Origin of the sequence: Cyanobacterium sp. T60_A2020_053 (genome assembly GCA_015272165.1) — a bacterium.
Lineage (GTDB): Bacteria > Cyanobacteriota > Cyanobacteriia > Cyanobacteriales > Cyanobacteriaceae > Cyanobacterium.
On the sequence record JACYMF010000109.1, the window covers coordinates 1 to 20,846 of the forward strand.

18 protein-coding genes, 1 tRNA gene and 3 pseudogenes are annotated in these 20,846 nt (G+C 36.8%); 12 read left to right on the forward strand and 10 right to left on the reverse strand.

What is annotated here, in order from left to right:
• Positions 1–373: 373 nt before the first annotated feature.
• Positions 374–447 (reverse strand) — tRNA-Met (locus IGQ45_14475).
• Between the two features lie 207 nt (positions 448–654).
• On the opposite strand from IGQ45_14475, the gene IGQ45_14480 reads away from it, so the two are divergent.
• From IGQ45_14480 to IGQ45_14490, 3 genes and pseudogenes are all read left to right on the forward strand, one after another.
• Entirely contained in the window at positions 655–1,095 is a 441-nt protein-coding gene (locus IGQ45_14480; GenBank protein ID MBF2058379.1) for a helix-turn-helix domain-containing protein, read from the forward strand.
• Positions 1,096–1,342: 247 nt separating this feature from the next.
• A pseudogene (locus IGQ45_14485) lies at positions 1,343–1,633 on the forward strand (transposase).
• Positions 1,609–1,818 (forward strand): annotated as a pseudogene (locus tag IGQ45_14490) (ABC transporter ATP-binding protein). The pseudogenes IGQ45_14485 and IGQ45_14490 overlap by 25 nt, the downstream one beginning before the upstream one ends.
• 52 nt (positions 1,819–1,870) lie before the next feature.
• On the opposite strand, the gene IGQ45_14495 reads toward IGQ45_14490, so the two are convergent.
• Positions 1,871–2,980, reverse strand: coding sequence for a threonine synthase (locus tag IGQ45_14495; protein ID MBF2058380.1), 1,110 nt, complete (start codon positions 2,978–2,980; stop codon positions 1,871–1,873).
• 134 nt (positions 2,981–3,114) lie between these two features.
• Here IGQ45_14495 and pap point away from each other — a divergent pair, with 134 nt between their 5' ends.
• Positions 3,115–4,596: a polyphosphate:AMP phosphotransferase gene (gene pap / locus IGQ45_14500; protein ID MBF2058381.1), complete on the forward strand. Its 1,482-nt coding sequence runs from the start codon at positions 3,115–3,117 to the stop codon at positions 4,594–4,596.
• Positions 4,597–4,900: 304 nt separating this feature from the next.
• Positions 4,901–7,012, forward strand: a complete 2,112-nt coding sequence (locus IGQ45_14505) for a caspase family protein (GenBank protein ID MBF2058382.1) — start codon at positions 4,901–4,903, stop codon at positions 7,010–7,012.
• A 349-nt stretch (positions 7,013–7,361) separates the two neighbouring features.
• On the opposite strand, the gene IGQ45_14510 is transcribed toward IGQ45_14505, so the two are convergent.
• The 5 genes from IGQ45_14510 to der all read right to left on the reverse strand — a co-directional run bounded on the left by IGQ45_14510 (position 7,362) and on the right by der (position 13,004).
• A complete protein-coding gene (locus IGQ45_14510) occupies positions 7,362–8,438 on the reverse strand; it encodes a potassium channel protein (protein ID MBF2058383.1) in 1,077 nt (358 codons plus the stop codon).
• Positions 8,439–8,556: 118 nt separating this feature from the next.
• Positions 8,557–9,051: a DNA starvation/stationary phase protection protein Dps gene (dps, locus tag IGQ45_14515; protein ID MBF2058384.1), complete on the reverse strand. Its 495-nt coding sequence runs from the start codon at positions 9,049–9,051 to the stop codon at positions 8,557–8,559.
• Positions 9,052–9,274: 223 nt separating this feature from the next.
• Complete coding sequence (locus tag IGQ45_14520; protein MBF2058385.1) at positions 9,275–10,456, reverse strand: glycosyltransferase; 1,182 nt, start codon at positions 10,454–10,456, stop codon at positions 9,275–9,277.
• A 39-nt stretch (positions 10,457–10,495) separates the two neighbouring features.
• A complete protein-coding gene (locus IGQ45_14525) occupies positions 10,496–11,407 on the reverse strand; it encodes a hypothetical protein (GenBank protein MBF2058386.1) in 912 nt (303 codons plus the stop codon).
• Positions 11,408–11,642: 235 nt separating this feature from the next.
• Positions 11,643–13,004: a ribosome biogenesis GTPase Der gene (der, locus tag IGQ45_14530; protein MBF2058387.1), complete on the reverse strand. Its 1,362-nt coding sequence runs from the start codon at positions 13,002–13,004 to the stop codon at positions 11,643–11,645.
• Positions 13,005–13,158: 154 nt separating this feature from the next.
• Here der and IGQ45_14535 point away from each other — a divergent pair, with 154 nt between their 5' ends.
• Both IGQ45_14535 and IGQ45_14540 read left to right on the forward strand, forming a co-directional pair.
• The gene (locus tag IGQ45_14535) at positions 13,159–14,283 is read left to right on the forward strand and encodes an aldo/keto reductase (GenBank protein MBF2058388.1); all 1,125 of its coding nucleotides are present in this window, start codon (positions 13,159–13,161) and stop codon (positions 14,281–14,283) included.
• 363 nt (positions 14,284–14,646) lie between these two features.
• Positions 14,647–14,874, forward strand: a complete 228-nt coding sequence (locus IGQ45_14540) for a hypothetical protein (GenBank protein ID MBF2058389.1) — start codon at positions 14,647–14,649, stop codon at positions 14,872–14,874.
• 11 nt (positions 14,875–14,885) lie between these two features.
• On the opposite strand, the gene IGQ45_14545 is transcribed toward IGQ45_14540, so the two are convergent.
• Positions 14,886–15,695, reverse strand: coding sequence for a DUF3598 family protein (locus IGQ45_14545; protein MBF2058390.1), 810 nt, complete (start codon positions 15,693–15,695; stop codon positions 14,886–14,888).
• A 113-nt stretch (positions 15,696–15,808) separates the two neighbouring features.
• On the opposite strand from IGQ45_14545, the gene secG reads away from it, so the two are divergent.
• On the forward strand, positions 15,809–16,039 hold the full coding sequence (secG, locus tag IGQ45_14550) for a preprotein translocase subunit SecG (protein MBF2058391.1): 231 nt from the start codon (positions 15,809–15,811) through the stop codon (positions 16,037–16,039).
• 180 nt (positions 16,040–16,219) lie between these two features.
• Here secG and IGQ45_14555 read toward each other — a convergent pair whose 3' ends face one another.
• Positions 16,220–17,548, reverse strand: coding sequence for a 4Fe-4S dicluster domain-containing protein (locus IGQ45_14555; protein MBF2058392.1), 1,329 nt, complete (start codon positions 17,546–17,548; stop codon positions 16,220–16,222).
• A 293-nt stretch (positions 17,549–17,841) separates the two neighbouring features.
• Here IGQ45_14555 and IGQ45_14560 point away from each other — a divergent pair, with 293 nt between their 5' ends.
• Positions 17,842–18,090 carry a Ycf34 family protein gene (locus tag IGQ45_14560; GenBank protein ID MBF2058393.1) on the forward strand — a complete coding sequence of 83 codons (249 nt, stop codon included), beginning with the start codon at positions 17,842–17,844 and terminating at the stop codon, positions 18,088–18,090.
• A 120-nt stretch (positions 18,091–18,210) separates the two neighbouring features.
• Positions 18,211–18,987, forward strand: a complete 777-nt coding sequence (locus IGQ45_14565; protein ID MBF2058394.1) for a type 1 glutamine amidotransferase — start codon at positions 18,211–18,213, stop codon at positions 18,985–18,987.
• An 86-nt stretch (positions 18,988–19,073) separates the two neighbouring features.
• Here the strand turns inward: IGQ45_14565 and IGQ45_14570 are convergent.
• Positions 19,074–19,443, reverse strand: a pseudogene (locus IGQ45_14570) (four helix bundle protein).
• Positions 19,444–19,551: 108 nt separating this feature from the next.
• Here IGQ45_14570 and IGQ45_14575 point away from each other — a divergent pair.
• A complete protein-coding gene (locus IGQ45_14575) occupies positions 19,552–20,139 on the forward strand; it encodes a hypothetical protein (GenBank protein MBF2058395.1) in 588 nt (195 codons plus the stop codon).
• Positions 20,140–20,168: 29 nt separating this feature from the next.
• A complete protein-coding gene (locus IGQ45_14580) occupies positions 20,169–20,390 on the forward strand; it encodes a DUF3148 domain-containing protein (protein MBF2058396.1) in 222 nt (73 codons plus the stop codon).
• Positions 20,391–20,846 lie beyond the last annotated feature (456 nt).

The window sequence follows — 20,846 nt, forward strand, 5'->3', positions numbered from 1 at the left end:
TATGGGCTGTCGTCTAACGGCGAGTCGGTGAACCAAGAATCCCCCACTATAACCCGTAGGGTTTAGTGGTGGGAGTGTCAAAGTGTATCTGGTCATATTTTCTTTGCTTCTGTGAGCGAATTTAGCGAAAAATTTGATTTTCCCCCTAAAGTACATAAGTTTATCATCAATTTAACCAATGCTCATCTCTGGGATTAAGGGGCGGTAGGGGCTATTGATAAAATTGTGCTTAATCTCAGGGTGAGGGGCGCTGAGGTTCAGTTAATCGGTTTAAATGAAGCTAGTTCTAGTTTAATGGAAAAATTGGGTAGAGAATCTGTGGAGATACAAAGATCAACAAGCTGATAATAAACTTGGATGACCTTTTGAATTATGGCTAAGGGCAGATTTGAACTGCCGACCTTGGGCTTATGAGTCCCCTGCTCTAACCTACTGAGCTACTCAGCCTTACTACGATATAATATCTTAGCATATAAATAAAATATATTCAACCCTTGTCAAAAGGGCAAGAGGCAAACGGCACAGGGCAAAGATCAATTTCAAGATAACTTGAACTACAGTATTTCTTCGCTCATTACTAAAAAGACGAGATATTAGAGCCACTATTTTTTGAGAAGCTAACACTAAGTTTTAGTCTAAAGAGTGCTGTTCTAAATGCTAAATCGAACGTTCAACTACAAGCTAAAACCAACGGCAAAAAAAGTAACTCTAGTCAATCATCTTGACTCACTAGAACTCTACAAAAACTATCGCTGTTCCAATAATGCTATTTCCCGTAGCCATTATCATATTATCTGGCTGATAGCACAAGGTAAAACAGTGAAGCATAGCGCGGAAATAACGGGCTATAGCACTACTTGGATTTATCAATTAGTCAGAAGATATAACGAAGAAGGGGTAAAGGCCTTGGGGGATCAAAGAAAAAATAATCCAGGAAAAGAACCTTTACTCACAGATTTAGACCAAGCCAACCTGTGGCAAGTATTATCTCAACCGTCACTGGATGGGGGATTATGGAATGGTAGAAAAGTAGCAGACTGGTTATGTCAACTAACTGGAAAAAAATCACTCGTCAACGAGGTTGGGAAATATTAAAAGCAATGACTTATCGTTTAAGAGTAACTCGTCCAAGTCACAAGCAAAGTGATGAGGCAGAACAAGAAGAATGAAAAAAAAACTTCAAACAGAGTTAGAAATCAAACAATTTCAATATCCATCGGCAGACATTGAACTATGGTGTATGGACGAACATAGAATAGGGTTACATTCAATTCTGAGAAGAATATGGGTATCAGAAATGGAGGAACCCATAGCCAAAGTGCAACAAGAATATAAGTAGTTATGGGTATATGGATTTGTACATCCAGAATCGGGGGAAACGTACTGGTGGCTGCTACCAAAAGTAAATACAAAAATATTTAACTTAGTACTAGCAGATGTGGCAAAAGAATTTGATTTGAGTGAGAACAAAAGAATGCTTTTAGTCTTAGACCAGGCAGGTTGGCATCAATCTGATGAATTAGAGATACCCAAAGGAATAGATTTACTAAATTTACCAGCATATTCCCCCGAACTACAACCAGCGGAGAGATTGTGGCCATTATTAAAGGCATCCAACCTTCGATTATTTTAGAGATTGAGAGTGCCGTTAAAAAAATTATTGCAGAAACTGGTATTTCTGTACTGTTAGTGTAGCAACATTTACATTTTGTCCGTCAAGCGGATCGATATTATGCCATGCAAAAGGGCGGTATTGTGGCATCTGGTAAAACCAGCCAACTAAGTCAAAGGGTAATCCAAGAATTTCTAGCTGTTTAATGTTATTTAGGTAGGGTGGGCAGCGCCCACCATCATCTTACGTCAAGAAAGACTAAGACTCAAAGCCCATTACCCTAGCTACCTCTTGTAAATCAGCTTTAATGCCTCCTTTAATACCAGCTTCACTGTTAGCCATGGCACTATCAGGGTCTTTTAAGCCATTTCCCGTTAGTACACATACCACAGTACCGTTATCGGGGACTTGGTCTTTTAATTTTAGTACCCCTGCTACAGAAGCGGCACTAGCGGGCTCGCAAAAAATACCTTCTTCTCTACCTAAAATTTTGTAAGCCTCTAAAATTTCACTATCTGTAACGGCGTTAAATTCTCCATTGGATGCGTGACGTACGGATAAGGCTTTATCCCAATTCGCTGGATTACCGATGCGAATGGCAGTAGCAACGGTGTCGGGTTTCATAATTTGATGACCTGCGACGAGGGGCGCTGATCCAGAAGCCTGAAAACCCATCATGCGCGGTAAGCTATCGCAACGATTTTCGCCGTGATATTGACAGAAGCCCATCCAATAAGCTGTAATATTTCCTGCATTTCCTACGGGAATACAAATCCAATCGGGGGCATAACCGAGGGTATCCACCACTTCAAAAGCTGCTGTTTTTTGACCTTCTAAGCGATAAGGATTAAGAGAATTAACGAGGGTAACGGGATAATTGTCGGCAATTTCTCTTACAATGGTGAGGGCGTTATCAAAATTACCATCAATGGCTAATACTTCTGCTCCGTAGATTAAGGCTTGAGCAAGTTTTCCTAGGGCTACATAGCCATCAGGAATGATCACAAATGCTCTTAAACCGGCTCTAGTAGCGTAAGCGGCGGCAGCAGCAGAAGTGTTACCTGTACTGGCACAAATTACAGCTTTTGCCCCAGCTTCCTTAGCTTTGGTAATTGCCATGGTCATGCCTCTATCTTTGAATGAACCGGTAGGGTTTAAGCCGTCATATTTAACAAATACTTTGACATTACGACCAATTAAGTTAGAGATATAAGGTACGGGGATGAGGGGAGTATTACCTTCTCTGAGGGTGACAACGGGGGTGCTTTCGGTTACGGGTAAGTAAGCTCGGTATTCTTCAATTAAGCCTCTCCAACCGCTTCTTCTGTTTGTCGTGATCGTATTAGGATGAATATTTGTCGCTACCACAGGTGTTCATTTTTAATAGACATTCTTTGTGATTATAGCATATCATCTTCCATATAGTTATAGATTCTAACTTACAAATGATTTAAGCAGGGTTATAATTTTGGTTAACACTAATCAGAAGCGAGGAAAAAATCATGTTAGAGGCTCTCGATCTCAGTATTTCTTTATCGAAGGGAGAATATGAGGAAAAAATAGAAGCCTTAATGGGAGAATTACGCTCACTACAGAATATTTGTTGGCAGGAAAAGTTACCGATTATTGTGGTGTTGGAGGGATGGGCTGCGGCAGGGAAAGGTGATTTGGTCAAAAAAATGACTAATTATATGGACCCTCGTGGTTTTGAGGTTCACACTATTTTACCTCCTACGGAGCAGGAAAAGAAATATCCTTTTTTGTGGCGATTTTGGCAAAATTTGCCGGCGACGGGCGCTGTGGGAATTTTTTACCATAGTTGGTATATTCACGTTTTAGAAGATCGTTTATTTAATCGTTTGGCTGATAGTCAAGCGCCCCTCGTCTTGCGTGATATTAATGCTTTTGAGCGTCAATTAATTGAGGGGGGAGCGGTGATGGCAAAATTTTGGCTACATTTAAGTAAAAAAGAGTTAAAAAGCCGTCTTAAAGATTATGAAAGGGATGAGTATGAGTCTTGGCGTGTGCGCCCTGAAGATTGGCAACAGGTGAAAAATTATGGGCAATACAGCACCCTTGCGGAAGAAATGCTAATTCATACTAGCACTGGCTTTGCCCCTTGGACTTTGGTGGAAGCGGATTGCGATCGCTGGGCAAAGGTTAAAGTTTTAACTCAATTAGTGGCAACCATTCGAGGGGCGCTGGATCAACGGAGAATTACCCCTGTTGCGCCCGTCTTACCCCCTCAAAGAGAACTTTTGCCCACGGAGCCAGATTTTTTAGCTCAAGCAGATTTGACATTACAGCTATCGAAGGATGAATATAAAGAAAGGTTGAAGGGCGCTCAATTGGAGTTAAGAAGACTACAACGGGAAATTTTTAATCAGCAAAAAGGCATAATTGTCTTATTTGAAGGAGGAGATGCGGCTGGGAAGGGGGGCGCTATTAAAAGGGTGACAGATACCCTAGACCCTCGCAGTTATAAGGTTCACGCCTTTAGCGCCCCCACCGATGAAGAAAAAAAATATCACTATCTCTGGCGATTCTGGCGCCGTTTACCGCCAGTGGAAACTATTAGTATTTTTGATCGTACTTGGTACGGTAGAGTATTGGTGGAAAGAATCGAAAATTTGGCCACGGAAATGGAGTGGCGGCGCGCTTATCGAGAAATTAATGAATTTGAAGCACAACTTGCTACGGATAACTATATTATTGTCAAGTTTTGGTTACAAATTAGCCCAGAAGAGCAACTAAGACGTTTTGAGGCACGAAAAAATCACCCCTTCAAAAGTTATAAGCTAACGGATGAAGATTGGCGAAACCGTGAAAAATGGCATTTGTATAATGTAGCGGTAAATCAAACCATCGCTCGGACTAGCACACCTTTAGCATCTTGGACTATTGTACCAGCTGAAGATAAGTATTATGCTAGAGTTTTTGTCTTGGAAACTATTATTAATACAGTTAAAAATCAATTAAAATAAAACAGTATAAGGTTTTTCATTGGGGGTCTTCACTAGATAGTATGCTACCGAGACTGTAAGCCTTACTCTCTCGTTCTCAAAATGCAATTTGCATACCAAGTAATGAAGAGCCTTCATTGGTTAGTATGCTAAATTAATTTAACAAAAATGAAAGAGGGAAAAGATGTGGTATCTTCGATGTCCTTTTCTAATAATTAATTTCTTACGAATGATGTAAGATCGCTGTAATAATTCAAGTTACTTGAAAAATAATTTTTGCCTTTTTGATATTATTTTCCTTGAAAATATACTAACTAAATAAACCATGAAATTTAATCGACGTTTATTTTTACAAAGTGCCAGTTTAAGCCTTGCTTCCTTGGGGGGGCTTTTTACCAGAGCCCCCCGCCGTCAATATCAGAAAGTTTTAGCACAATCAACTCCCAGAAAATTGGCTTTTTTAGTGGGAATTAATGAATATGCCCAAGGAAATAAATTAAAGGGTTGTATAACAGATGTAGAGTTACAAAAAGAATTATTAACCTATCGTTTTGGATTTCAAAATCAAGACATTTTAACCCTTACTAATCAAGAAGCATCGAGGGAAAATATTTTAATTGGTTTTGAAGAACATTTATTAAAACAAGCTCAAGAAAATGACGTAGTCATATTTCATTTTAGTGGTTATGGCAGAGAAGTTCAGTTGTCATTAGAAAATCAAGAAAAACATCCTAGTTTAATTACTTATGATAGTGATTTTTTAGGAAAAAAAGATAATCAAGATATATTATTAAATAATTTACTCAATTTATGTGAATCTTTAAAAACTAAGAACTATACTATTATTTTAGATACCAGTTATCAATCTTTTGAAATAGTCACTTCAACTCAATTATGGTTAAGGTCTTATGTACATTTTCAAACACCAATTATCAATCAAAGTGAGCTAGAATTAAAACAAAAATTAGTAGTTAATAACAATAAAAATTTATTAAAAAATAATAATCAAGTTCAAGGCATAATTTTCACTTCAGCTACTGACGGATTAGCGACAGAAATCACCAGTAACAACTTCAATGCTGGTTTATTTAGCTACAGTCTAACTAGATCATTATGGCAGAGTTTTCCCCCTATTAATAATTTAATTATTAGTAAGAAAATTGCTTCTGATATTGCTTTAATTAATGGAGAATTAAAATATACAAATGTTACATTATCTATTGAAAATAAACTTAATCCTTATTATCTAAATTATGATTTAGAATCCAAAGGAGATGCCATTGTTAAAAAAATAATTCCTACTAGTAATCTTATCGAATTAGAATTATTAGGATTACCTTTATTAGTCTTCTTCAATTATGGTAATAACTCTTGCTTTTCTACTTCTTTAAATCTTGATTCTAATGTAGTAATTCAGATTAATTCTATAACAGGAAATAAAGCTAAAGCCACCGTTTTGAAAGGACAAGAAATGATTAAAACAGGCTTAATTTTAAGAGAATTAATTAGAGTAATTCCCCGTGCGACTGACTTAATGGTAGCCCTTGATAGTAGTTTACAACGCATCGAAAAAGTTGACGCCACCAGCGCCCTCACCTCTATCGGTGACATCAAAGCCGTCAATCTCGGCGAAAACTATGCCGATTGTATTCTCGGTAAATTAACCAGTAACGATAGCTATGGGTTATTTTCCCAAGCAGGAGTATTGTTACCCAATACTATGGCAAAAACTCCTAATGAGGCTGTATCTAGTGCGGTGAAGCGTTTGGGGAGGGCGCTGGAAAATAGATTAGCCCAAAAATTAGTTAACCTCACTCTTAACGGTAACTCCTCTCCCTTACCCGTGCGAGTAGCCGTAAAATATAGCCAACAACAACAAAATTATATTAGTTATCAAGAAACTTTTACTAATATAAAAAAAGCCATGAATGAATATGGTTCTACTACCAATATAGCAGAACAAAAACAACTAATTAATATTTCTTCGGGTTCAAATTTTATCATGACCATTGAAAATAACAATGACTATGATTTGTATTACTTAGTAATCGGATTTAATACTATGGGTAATACCATTGCTTTTATTTCCACTAAATATGTGATGGTTAACCCTCAGGAAACTTTTACAATTCCCAGTCAAAATAGTGCTTTAAAATTAATTGATAGTGGCACTCAGGGAATTGGTGAATTAGTGATTATTTGTTCTAAATCACCTTTTAATAATACTTTTAATCAAGTATATAAAAATAGTAATACTAATTTAGATGATGAAACGGTAATTACTTTAAATAATCCAGTGGAAATAGCTAAATCAATTTTGCAGGATTTACACGAGGGTAGCGCCCTTCGCCCCGATTTAATTAATAATTTATCAGATGTTTACGCCTTTGATTTAACTAATTGGGCTAGTTTTAATTTCGTCTATGAAATTAGTTAGGTGCTGCTGAAAAAGTGCAATCGTGAGGGCAAATTGACAATGGATAATTGACAATTATGAGGTTTTATTATCTTCGTGTAGTATATGTAATCTTGTATTTTAACGGCATTTTTATTTAGGGTCTGCTGAATAAATCAAAATCCTTGTCAAATCAAGATTTTAAGCATAATAAAACTCAGAAAAAGTGTCAAAAATATGGTTTTTTCTCTAAAAATACTGTATTTTTTCCATCCCTATCAAAAATTATTGATACAAATGAGCCATTTATGAAAAATAAATATTTGGCTAAAGTCTTTAATTTATAATCATTTCACCGCGATACCTGACACCCGAAACCTGACACCTCCCTTCACAAAAAAGGTTTTTTCGGTGGATTAATTGGTCCTAAAATGTGATTAAGAGTGCGTAACTGTTCAGCAGTACCCATACAAATTAACGAATCTCCTGCCCTTAAAATATTTTCTCCCGTCGGACCGGGCAATAAATCCCCTTCTTTCGTGCGAATGGCAACCACCAGCGCCCCTGACCGTGATCTTAATTGTGCCTCCATAAGAGTTTGACCTAAACTAGGACAATTTTTCTCGTCTAGTAAAAACTCTTCCAAATAAAAAGAGCGTTGCCCACCACTAAGAATACCATCCACAAAATCCATAATTTGTGGACGTAAAGCCGCCGCCGCCAACCGTTTTCCCCCCGTCACATAAGGAGATACCACAGCATCAGCGCCCGCCCTCTCTAACTTTTTCACCGCTTCTTCGCTATTTGCTCTTGCAATAGCCCGAATGTTGGGATTAAGTGCCTTCGCTGAAATGAGAGTATAAAGATTATCAGCATCCGAACTAAGCGCAGCAATGAGGCAGAGGGCGCTTTCTACTCTCGCTTCCAATAAACATTCATCAAGGGTAGCATCCCCTTGAACAACTAAATAACCTAACTGTTGTGCTTTTTCTAACTCTTCCTCTCCTGAGTCAATGATGAGGAAGGAAATATTTTCGGCATAAAGTTCGCGCGCTACATGAAAACCCATGCGCCCGAAGCCACATAAAATATAATGGTTATCTAGTTTATCAATCACTTTTTTTCTTTTTTTTAAACGAATTCCCTCTTGAAAATAACCCTGCAAAAGTGCTTCAGTAAAGCGATTTACCAAATAACCAAAAACAATAATACCCATGATAATTAAAATCATGGTAAATAAACGAGCTCTACTATTCAGAGGACGAATTTCTCCAAAACCCACCGTAGAAAGAGTTATAACAGTCATATAAGCTGAATCGATCAACGACCAACCTTCTACTAACCAATACCATAACGTTCCTGTTAATAAAATACCGCCAAAAAGAACCGAGCCGGTAATTAATTCCCATCTCAGTTGCTGATATTGGCGCTCAATAACAGAGTATTTTGGCTTTTTTTTAACTGTCATTAAATTCGCAAATATTTAACTGGTCAAAAGGGCAAAAGGCAAAGGTAAATATAGCTTGAACTAACATTTTTTCTGCTTCATTTTTTCCACCACTTCGATATTTTAATATAATCCAACTTTAATTATCTTCGGGGAGGTGCGCTTCTAAAAACCAAAGACGTTTATCAATAGTGCGGGAAATTTCCGTATAAAGATCAGCCGTGTCTGCATCTCCTAACTCATCGGTTTTCGCAATGGCTTCTCTGACATGGGCGCCATAACTAGCATAACGATCCGCTAAAGCGATCAAATGTTCTTTCTCTTTTACCGCAGTAACGGGATATTCTTCGAGAATGGAATGATGGGCGGCGACCCGCGCTGTGCCAAGGGCAATAGCACCCATAGCCGTTACTCTTTCTGCCACCATGTCCACATATTCTTCTAATTCCCCAGCCATCTCATCGAATAACTCATGAATCTGGAAAAAATCAGCGCCCTTCACATTCCAATGGGCTTGTTTGGTTTGGGTTTTCAGGTCTAAAGTAGTAGCTAAAGTTTGATTAAGAATCGTTACTACTTTTTCTCTCACTTCGGTGCTTAAATCTAAACGGGTTTTGTATAACTGGGTCGTCATAATATTTTATCTCCAAAAATTTATTGTCATTTTATAGCATTTTTCAACTTCATAAATCACTTTTTTCTCTCGCAAAGGCGCAAAGGCGCAAAGAGATTTTTTTTTAATTCAAAGTGTAGTTTAAGAAATGAAAGTTACTATAAGTTAAGGATTTGATTATATTCTATCATGAAGAAAGAATTGCTCTGTTAAGAGATATATCGAATTTTCCTCACTGGTAAATTTAATGATTATCAAGTAAGTTTTTGTAAACCAAAATTAGCTTTTCTGCTACTTTTGTCCATGTATAATTATTAAAAATAAACTCTTTCCCTTGATTACCCAGCGCCCTTGCCTTGTCAGGATATGATAAACACCAATCCAGCGCCCTTGCCACTTCATCCGCATCAATGTTAACCACCAGCGCCCCTCCTACTTCTCCCGCTTCCGCAAAGTTACATCCGGTGGTGATAACCGTAGGTAATCCAGCGCCCATCGCCTCTAAAACCGAAATACTAAATCCCTCAGAGTAAGATGGAGATACAAAAATATCTGCACTCTCCAGCGCCCCGGCTTTCAATTCTCCTGTTAACATTCCCGTAAATGTCACTCTATTCAAACAATTTGCATCTCGAAAAAATTTTTTGGCATTGGGTAAAAATCCTTGAGATTCAGGTCCAGCAATGATTACATGAACATCAGAGAATTTTTGGCTAATCTGTGCAAATGCCTTCGCTAATAAATCTAAACCCTTTTTAGGATCGATTCTGGCGAGAAATAAGATCAATTTTTTATCTTTGAGATGGGGGAAGTGCGCTAACCAATCTTCTTTGGTAATCGAATGCTGGAAATAACTGGGGTGAATGCCATTATGCACAAAAAAAACTTGAGTATCTAAACTCAAAGACTCGATATTTTTAGTTTCATCTTTTGATGTACCTTGAATGGCTAGGGAATGAGATAAATTACTCTTTTCACAGCAATTATAATATAACTTTTTTTTCCACTTTTTATGATTCAATGCCCAAGGCTCTAACATTCCGTGAGGAGTAATAATATAAGGAACTTTTTTGCCACGACATATCCATCCTGTCACTGTAATTAATGGTGCAAAAATACTATGGGTATGCACCAAATCATATTCATGGACATGATTATATAACCAATGACAGAGACGGGCGCTGAAAATTGTATCTTGTAAACACCAACTACGAAAATATCGTAAACGGTAATTATCCCTATCAATCCAATCATAAGAGTTATAATCAACCTCAAACTGCGGTAAATAACTAAAAAAATTAGCATCTGTGGTAATTAAGTCCACCGCTAAGTTACGTTTTCCCAAAGCCTCAGTTAATTCTTGAACGATTTTGGAAATTCCTCCGTAATATGGACACAGATAAGGAACAACCATTAATATTTTCATATTTTCAGTCAAATTAGCTCTCTTCTCCCCCATGTCCAACTATTGAGACTTTGTTAAGTATAACTTTAAATCACTAAACTCATTATTTAACGGCTCTTTTTCTTTCACCCTAATTAAATAATAACCGCGCTGAGAAAAAAAAGACATTTTGATAGTTGATTGATCAAGTTTACAGTAATCCAAAGGTAAACTACAAATGTCATATAAATTTATATATATATCATATAAGCGTAAACTATTTTCATCTACTTCTATTTCTAAAATATCCCCTTGATCTAAATAATCATAGAAAAACTTAGTATCTGTTGCTCCAACTGGTAAAAATTCATTTTTAACAAAACTTGATGGTAAAAACTTTTGTAACTTGAAAATGACATAAATATAATAATGTAGAGCTAAAAAATAACTATTTTTTTTATTAATTAAACTTTTATAAAAATCATTACTATTAGCATCAATATTAGTTTTATTAGTCACTAAAATATTATCAATTTTTATACTAGGTAATGTCAAATTATTACCATATTGGTAGTATCTTAAACCTATAGTATATTTACCCTTTGCTAATGAAATAGAATGCCATTCAGTAGAATTATCAACTTGAGAAGACTCAATGGTAGTAATAGTTTTATAACCCGGAAAACTATAAAAAATAGCTATCCAAGATTGAGCTGAATTATTAGCAGAAATAATATCTAAACTCAAATTATTTTCTACTGAAAAAGGACCTAAAGTACCAATGATGGCATGAGTATTCCAACGAGGTGCCTTAGTCATCAAAACGGCTAAATTAAGCCAAGAATCAATTAATTTATTATCAATTACCCTCCATTGATTAGCTTTTTTTTTGTTAAAAGTTAAATAGAAAGTATAAAGATTACCAATAACAAATTTATTAAGTTTATTAAAGACGAAGGACAATAAAGCAAAAAAGATTTCAATTATCAACATAACTTTACTATTCTCAAGTACCCTTTTTTAATCAGGGCGTTTGCATTCTCAAATGTTTAGTTTAGACAAAGTAATCAATAACAACTAAAAATTTATTAATTTTGACTCTTTTTGATTAAAAAAGATACTTACAGAGATTTTTAACGATTAAAAAATCAATTAATAGAAAAAATCTCCCCTTTCTCCCTTGCTACCTCTGCTTCCCCTTCCAAAATTTAATTTAGATTTTAAGCGATTATTTTACCTTCGTAGCTCGATTCGCTGTCATTCTTTCTCCATCCCTAACCTTTTTACCGCGCCAAAATAATCTTAAAGGAGTGCCTTTAAAACCTAACTGCTGACGAAACTGCTTTTCAATATAACGGCGATAGCCATCATCTAAACGTTTCGGATCATTTACAAATAAGGCAATACTAGGAGGTTTAATTGAGACCTGTGTACCATAATAAATTCTGCCCTGTTTTCCTTGACGACTGGTGGGGGGAGAATGCCATTTAACAGCATCTTCGATTACCTCATTAATAACTGCCGTGCTAACCCGTTTTTGATGCCCTTCTGCAGCGCGATCCACCAAATCCAATATATTTTCTACTCGCTTCCCTGTCATAGCTGAAGTAAAAACACGCTCCGCCCAATCCATGAAAAATAGTCGATCATCAAGCATTTTCTGATATTCATAGATGGTATGGGAATCCTTTTCCACCGCATCCCATTTATTAGCAATGATAACGGCGGCTTTTCCTTCTTCAATGATTCGACCTGCTAATTTTAAATCTTGTTCCGTGACACCATCCAAAATATCGATAACAAACAAAACCACATCAGCCCTTTTAATGGCTTTAAAAGCCCGATTGATGCCAAAAAACTCTGCTCCATAATCAACATTTTTTTTACGTCTAATTCCAGCTGTATCGATGAGGCGATAATACTTATCATTTCTTTTTACCACCATATCGATGGCATCTCTAGTTGTGCCAGAAACAGGAGAAACAATGGCACGATTTTCCCCAGTTAAAGCATTAAGAAGGCTTGATTTACCCACATTCGGGCGCCCGATAATAGCTACCTTAATTTCTTCTGTGGCTTCAATTTCATCAGCAGAGGGAAGATAAGTAATTAAAGCATCGAGTAATTCACCAGTACCATTACCGTGAATGGCTGAAAGAGCAAAAGGTTCACCTAATCCTAAATTCCAAAACTCAGCACTTTGAGACAATCCTTGTTGTTCTGATTCGCACTTATTTACAGCAATTAACACTGGCACATTTTGGGTGCGCAACCAAGAGGCAATTTCCTCATCTCCGGCGGTAGCGCCCTCCATCCCATCCACCACGAGAATTGCCACGGATGCTTCTTCTAGGGCGGCGAGCGCTTGTTGCCTTATGTAGGGCATAAATTCCGTATCATCATCGAAAACTAAACCACCAGTATCCACCACTTGAAAATCTCGGTCTTGCCAAAATGCCGGACGATAGGTACGATCTCTAGTAATACCCGGTTGATCATACACGATGGCATCTTGTTCTCCCGAAAGACGATTAACAAGAGCAGATTTTCCCACATTGGGGCGACCGATAACGGCGACGATTGGTAGCATGGTTGATGATTGAAATTGATTTGAGCCAAATTACCATTATAGCTGTTTTTTCTAGGTAATAAATAATTGATAATGATGAGGCTTTGTCGAAAAGAAGAAGAAAAAGCAGGGGAGATAATAATTCATAATTCATAATTCATAATTTATAATTTCAATGAAGTATCGTAGATTTGGTCAAACTAATTTAAAATTGTCTGTTTTTTCTTTAGGTTTAATGCGCTGTTGTTATAGTGAAGATCAGCTTTTTAAAACAGTTAAAAAAGCCTTAGATTTGGGCATTAATCATTTCGAGTTGGCAAGGGCATACGGGAAAAGTGAACTGTATTTGGGCAATACTTTAAAGAAATTAAATATTCCTCGTGAAAATATTGTTATTACCACAAAACTAACACCTGATAATGTTAAAAATTTCGAGCAAAATTTAAGAGAATCATTACAACGTTTACAAACTGATTATATCGACTGTTTCGCTATTCACGGCATTAATACTGAAGCACATTATCAGCAATTAGTCAAGGAAAATAGTTATTTTCAAGTATTATTAAAAGCTCAATCACAGGGCAAGATAAAATATCTTGGTTTTTCTACCCATGGCAATATTGAATTGATGGCAAAAACTATTAATACTGAATGGTTTGATTTCATTAATTTACATTATTATTTTTTTTACCAGCGCCCTTCACCGATTATCAAATTAGCTAAGGAAAAAGACTTAGGTATTTTTATTATTTCCCCTGCGGATAAAGGTGGAAAATTATATCAACCTTCAGCAAAATTAAAGCAATTATGTGCGCCCTTCACCCCATTAGAATTAAATTATCGTTTTTTATTAGCTAATCCTGCCATTACCACTTTGAGTGTGGGCGCTGAAAATCCTGAGGAATTAATCATCCCGTTACAAGTAGCCAATCGAGATTACCCCCTTAGCGCCCAAGAAGTGAACATTTTAGACGGTATTTCCCAACATCTGAAAGATAATTTAACCACGGATCACTGTTCTCAATGTTATCAATGTTTACCTTGTCCTGAAAATATTAATATTCCCGAAGTGTTGCGACTGCGTAACTTGGGTGTAGGTTTAGAGATGACGGAATATGCCCGTTATCGCTATCAAATGTTTGAAAATGCTGGGCATTGGTTTTGGGGTAATAAGGGGGATAAATGTACTAATTGCGGAGAATGTCTGCCTCGATGCCCCGAAAATTTGGCAATTCCAGACTTATTAGCCGATAGTCACCAACGTTTTAAAGGCGGTGAAGGGCGCCGGTTATGGGAATAGGTCATAATAATTGATAATTGACAATTGACAATTATAAAGTTTGAAAATCAGAAACTCAGAATAATATATAATTGAATAATTAGGGTCTGCTGAATAAATTAAAACCTTTGTCTAATATAGGTTTTAAGCATAATAAAACTCAAAAAAGTGCCAAAAATAGTCTTTTTTTGCCAAAAAATCTGTATTTCTGATCCCCTAATCAAAAATTATTGATATAAATGAGCAATTTATGAAAAATAAATATTTGGCTAAAGTCTTTAATTTACAAGCATTTCACCTGAAACCTGACACCCGAAACCTGACACCTCCCCCTCACCAAAATACTTTTTCAGCAACCCCTAATTATTGTTAATTTACAAAAAAATGACAGATTCTGAGCGCCTTGATAAAATTGAAATTACCTTAGAGAAATTGGTTGAAGAAATTGGCAAAATAAACGATGCCATGGGGAAAACCAATAATGCTATGGAGAAAACTAACGATAAGGTCGAAATTTACCAAAAAGCATCTCAACAAGTAGTTAACCTTGCCTTTAGTTTAATTTTAACTGCCACCATCACTATTGTGGTACAAGCTGTAATTAATCATTAAGGTTGAAATATCTAACCGATTCGCTTTTCCGTCACAAGGGTAACACTTTCCCAAGCGCCCGTCGCCTCATAATTACGGATAAGTCGTAAGCGTAAATCAGGCTCAACTAACCAAGCTGATTCGAGGAAAAAAGGTTGACGATGGGTAATTTTCATCGGATTACAACTAGATGCGCCGTCAGGCAACAATAATAAACGATTATTCGTATCGTCAAAAGTAATAGTATTGCCGTTAATAACTCCTTGAGAAGATAAATTGAAGAAAGGAGTCTGTAGAGTTTGAATTAAACGATTTCCCTCTTGTGTTATTAGTAATTTAGTATCATAAAACGGTGAAGGGCGCCAGTCAGGATAAAGAGTCAGCGCCCTCCCCTGCCATTCTCCCCGTAATTGCTCAACCGTTAACGGTGGTTTTTCAAATCTCGGCGTATCTTTCCTAAACTCACGAATTAAAGTCACACCTTCAAAATCACTATTTTTGTCGAACAGTTGTACCATACGCAAACGGCGATTATCGAGAAAAAAGCCAAATTCCGCACCAAAAGTAGCAAAAGGGCTAAACTGTAACGAACCCTTAGAAAAATGACCTTCTTCAAACAGAAAAATACTACGATTAAGATAGGTAAACTCATTTACATGGGGAGGAGTATCTTCTTCCACACGATTAACCGTCAAGCGCATAGCTTGATTATCATTCAAACCCTCTAAAGTGATTTCTGTTGGGGTATTTTTGCGTAATTCCCCTTGGGGTGAAAACTGGGTAAATGAGCCTTGCCAAATACCGACATTTTTAAGTAAGCGCAACCACTGAGAGGAAGACATATAACTTTCTGACTCTTATATCCAAAATTTAATTATCCATTATCAATTGTCCATTGTCAATTCTCTATTTAGGATAAACTAGGAAGGAAATCTTAAATATAAAATTATTGATAATGAGCGCATATCAGTTAGTACAAATTGTCTGGGCAGTATCAGCAGGATTGTTAATAGTGGTAGTATTATTACATTCTCCCAAAGGGGATGGTTTAGGAGGAATTGGTGGACAAGCTCAACTTTTTACCAGTGTTAAAACCGCCGAAGCTACTTTAAATCGCATTACTTGGGCTTTGAGTCTTACTTTTATTGCTTTAACTATCGTGTTGAGTGCCGGTTGGTTAAATTAATAAGGCAAGGGGCTTAAGCCCCTTGTTATATCAAGTCTCTTCGCTGTTACCCCACCGTGTAATGAATTACACGGCTAACGGAATTACGTTCAATAAATTGAACTAAGATTAGTTTAATGTATTTATAAGTGATCAAACGAACTTTATATTATCCCTTGCCCGATGAATCAAACCCCTAACCTAAGCAATTTTTTGCCCTCGAATGGCACAATCTAATAATTCCATGGGATGAATAACCTTGACTTTATGCCCTTTTTGTGCTAAGTGTTTATTAATTTGTAAACTACAACCGGGGTTAGGGGAAGCGATAATTCCAGCGCCCGTCGCCAGTAGATTCCGCACTTTTTGCTCTCCCAATTCTTCTGCTACTTCCGGTTGTAACATATTATATACTCCAGCACTACCACAACATAAACTAGCATCTAAAGGCTCTTTTAACTGCACTTGGGGAATCATTTTCAGTAGTTTACGGGGTTGAATACTGATTTTTTGCCCGTGCAATAGGTGACAAGCATCTTGATAAACTATGGTTAAATCCCCTTCGGTAATGGGGGAGAGAGGGGCGCTGAAATCAATATCGGCTAAAAATTCCTGCACATCGCGCACTTTTGCCACAAATTCCTTCGCTTTTGGTAAATAAATCGGATCATCGGCTAGAATATGAGCGTATTCTTTAAGAGTATGACCACAACCGGCAGCGTTGATGATGATATAATCCACCTCAGTATCCGCAAAACTGTCAATCATTTGTTTTGCCAAGGTTTGAGCCTGTTTTTCTTGCCCTTGATGGGCAGGTAGCGCGGCGCAACAGCCTTGAGTTTGGGGAATTACTACCTCGCAACCATTAGCAGTTAAAACCCTAACCGTGGCTTCATTAACGGAATCAAAAAACAATCTTTGCACACATCCTAACACCACTCCTACCCGATATTTTTTCTCAGTTTGAGAAGGAATAACATAAGGGTATTTTTTGCCAATTTTACTTAAATCAATTTTTGGTAAAATGGATTCCATGGCCTGAAGACGAGGAAAAAATTTTAATAGTTGTGCCTTTTTAACGAGGGTTTGTAATCCTGAAACTTGATAAAACCATAGTAAAGGCAACAGCGCCCCTAACCGTTGCGGATACGGGAAAATGTTAAAAATAATCCACCGTAAAAACTTTTCCCAAATATTGCGGGGTTGATTCCTTTCCACTTGAGGGCGAATGGCGGAGATTAATTGATCATATTGTACCCCAGAAGGACAGGTACTGACACAGGCTAAACACCCCAGACAACTGTCAAAGTGGAGGGCGCTGGTGTCATTCAAACTCGCTTCTCCTTTATTAATGGCATCCATTAAATAAATGCGCCCCCTAGGGGAATCCATTTCTTGCCCCATAACACGATAACTAGGGCAAGTGGAAAGACAAAAGCCACAATGCACACATTGATCGATTAACTCTTGAGAGGGAGGGTTTTTGAAGTCAAAATTTGATACCGTTTGATTGTCTGAGGGGTTATTCATTTAGTCAAGAAAAATTGCCATATGAAAGTTATTAATTATACATTCTACACTTTTGGCAATGGGTGGATGACTATCGATACTTTAACTTTTCCTTAAAACCCACTGCACCTCATTTGTCTTTACATTTAGTCTAAACTACAGTGATTATGTAATCGATGAAACTTTGACTCTATTAAGGGCAAAAAAGTAGAAGATGAAGAAACAAAAGCTCATTAAGCGCCCTCCACCCCATTTTAAAATTTATTTTCAAGTAAGTTAAAATTAGGCTAAAGAAGCAGTTGGAGGAAAAAAAAATGTGTATTTGTATAAACTGTTACTATGTAGATCGTTGTCGTACTTATCATGCTGTAGAAGAGCAACATCAACAGCCCCATCTGACGGAAAATCCTAGTTTTGAAGCTGTTAAGCCGTCTATTAATGTCAATATTCGCACTCAAGCGGATTATATCGAAATGGAATGGGATGTGGTAGGCTGTGAAAGTTTTGCAGAAGAAAAAGGTAAATGGTCAAAACTTCGCCCGGGGGAAGTTGTACCAACTTAGTATGTATCACAAAGACAAAGGTAAGTTTTTAAACCTCTATATGGGATTTAATAATATCCAAGACTTGTTGTTTATTGATTATAATTTTTCTGAGTAAGTTGTAATAATTATTTTAAATAAATGCAATTAAATATTGGTTGGTTATATCCTAAACTCATGAGTACCTATGGTGATAGGGGTAATGTAATTTGTCTACAAAGGCGCTGTCAGTGGCGAGAAATAGAAGCGCACATCACCCCCCTTGATGCTAATACTCACGAAGATGATTTTAATAATTTTGATCTAGTAGTAGGAGGGGGGGCGCAGGATAGACAACAGGAAATTGTCATGCGAGATTTACGAGGGAAAAAAGCAGAAATTCTCAAGGAAAAACTCCATTCTGGCATACCCGGTGTATTTACTTGTGGTTCACCCCAATTACTTGGTAAATATTATGAACCAGCTATGGGGCAAAGAATTGAGGGTTTAGGTATTTTGGATTTGGTGACGAAACATCCGGGGGCTAGTATTTCTCGTTGTATCGGGAATGTGGCTTTTGAGTTAGTAGCGCCCTCCCTCGCTGAAGATATTAAAATGATGACTGGGGAATCTCCCACGGTGGTAGGTTTTGAAAATCACGGTGGTAGGACTTATTTAGGAAATGTTTCCCCTCTTGGCAAGGTAATTAGTGGTAATGGTAATAATGGTGAGGATGGTTGGGAGGGCGCTTTTTATCAAAATTCTATCGCTACTTATGCGCACGGGCCATTATTACCAAAGAATCCTTTTTTAGCAGATTGGTTAATTATAAAAGCTATAGAACTAAAATACCAAGAAACAATAACTCTCAGCGCCCTTGACGATAGCCTCGCCACTCTGGGGAGAAAAGCAATGTTAAAAAAAATGGGCGTAAGTTAATTAAGTTACTGATGTTACGCAAAAAGATAATTAATTGTTATTTTGAGCTGTCAGGTATCAGGTGTCAGGTTTAAAGTCAAAAAAATTCACCCTTTTTTCTTTTGACTTAGTTTTTCGACTAAACTATGTAACATTTTGCCAATTTCCTCACATTTGTTTAAAGTAACTTTTAATTCTTGCTCTTTAAGATGCCCTAATCGTCTGACAATCATCAAATGAGTTTCTAGTTTTTTGAGTGAGCCATTTGCCATAGAAAGGGATATAATCACCCAAATGATTTCTCCCTTTTCCTTCTGTGATGTTGGCAGGAATTGAAACTACGGCTCTTTGTATTTGACTACTTAAACCATCAATTTCTGTTTTGGGAAATTGAGAAGTTAATTGATAACATATTACTACCACATCCATTGATTTTTGCCAAACCGTTAAATCTCGATAACTTTTTAGTTCAATCATTTTTATTATTTCCTGAAACCTGAATAAGTGCGTAACGTCAGCTCATAATTTCAACCCTTCTCCCTTTTTAGAGTAAGATAATCTACACAACTGATTTGAAATGGCGATATGACTTACAACACTAAAGAATTAATTGATTTTTTAGAAATGGAATTAAAAGCCACTTGGAGTGGTAAAAGATTGATTTTTAATACCCCAGAAAAATTAGATAATCCTGTAGTGGCAAAAGCACTAGATATGGATAAAACTGGGCGGGTTTTTATCTATCGTGATTTTCGCCGTCAAATCCACGAATATCAACAACAAAACAACGTCTCAGGTTTAATTAAGCGCCAAATTACCTTTGCTGATAAATCTTGCAGTTTTCCTGAAGTTTATAACCAACTTATCGCCATTGAAGGAGATAAGCAATATCTCATGGATGCGAAAAAGTCAGTGATTGATTTTTGGCAAGAAGTCACCGCCGGTATGAAATATTTTTTGTCTGACGGGCGCCCTTCACCCATCAGTATTTCTGAACTAGAAAAATTGTATCAACAAGCAGAATGGGCAGAATTAGATACAGGTAGAGATGAAGTATATTTGGGATTATGTTGGGGAAATCCTAATGAATATGTTAATCGATGGGCGCTACCAGAATCGGGTTGTCATCGGATCATCGCCTGTTATGATCAACCTAGTGGTATTAGTATTTAATAAACCGATTTTAAACTAAATTTAATGATATGAAAAATGAACAAATAAGAGTAGGAGATAAAGTAAAAATAATTGCTTTACCACCTTATATTAAAACAGCCGAACCGATGCCAATGTTGCGCCCTTCCACCTGCTTAAACATAGGTGAAGAAGGGGAAATTTTATCGCCAAAACCCGGCGGTTATTGGGCAATTCGTTTCACCCAAAAAGCATTTTTACTAGAAAGTCAATACTTTATTAAAATTGATTAAAAAATGTATTTCAAAATTACTGAAAATTCATATCAGTTCAGATCAATAAAAATATGAGTGTAATCTTAATAAGGGTTTAACTAAAGGTTGCTGAAAAAGTGGTGTCATGCGGGGAGTGGGTAGTAGAAAGGTTGATAAATCAAAGGTTTTAGGATAATCATAGCTTGTTAAAAATTCCTAGTTTTCATCAATCATTTTTGATTAGGATGGAAAAAATACAGTATTTTTAGGGGAAAAGGTTAATTTATGGCACTTTTTGTTATGTATAATAGACTTTAAACCTTTATTAGAAAAGGGTTTTGATTTATTCAGCAAACCCTAACTAATAAACCAAAGCCTTATTAATCTGTGATAAATTTAAAATATCTTCTGGTATTGACACTCCCACCACTAAACCCTACGGGTTATAGTGGGGGATTCTTGGTTCACCGACTCGCCGTTAGACGACAGCCCATA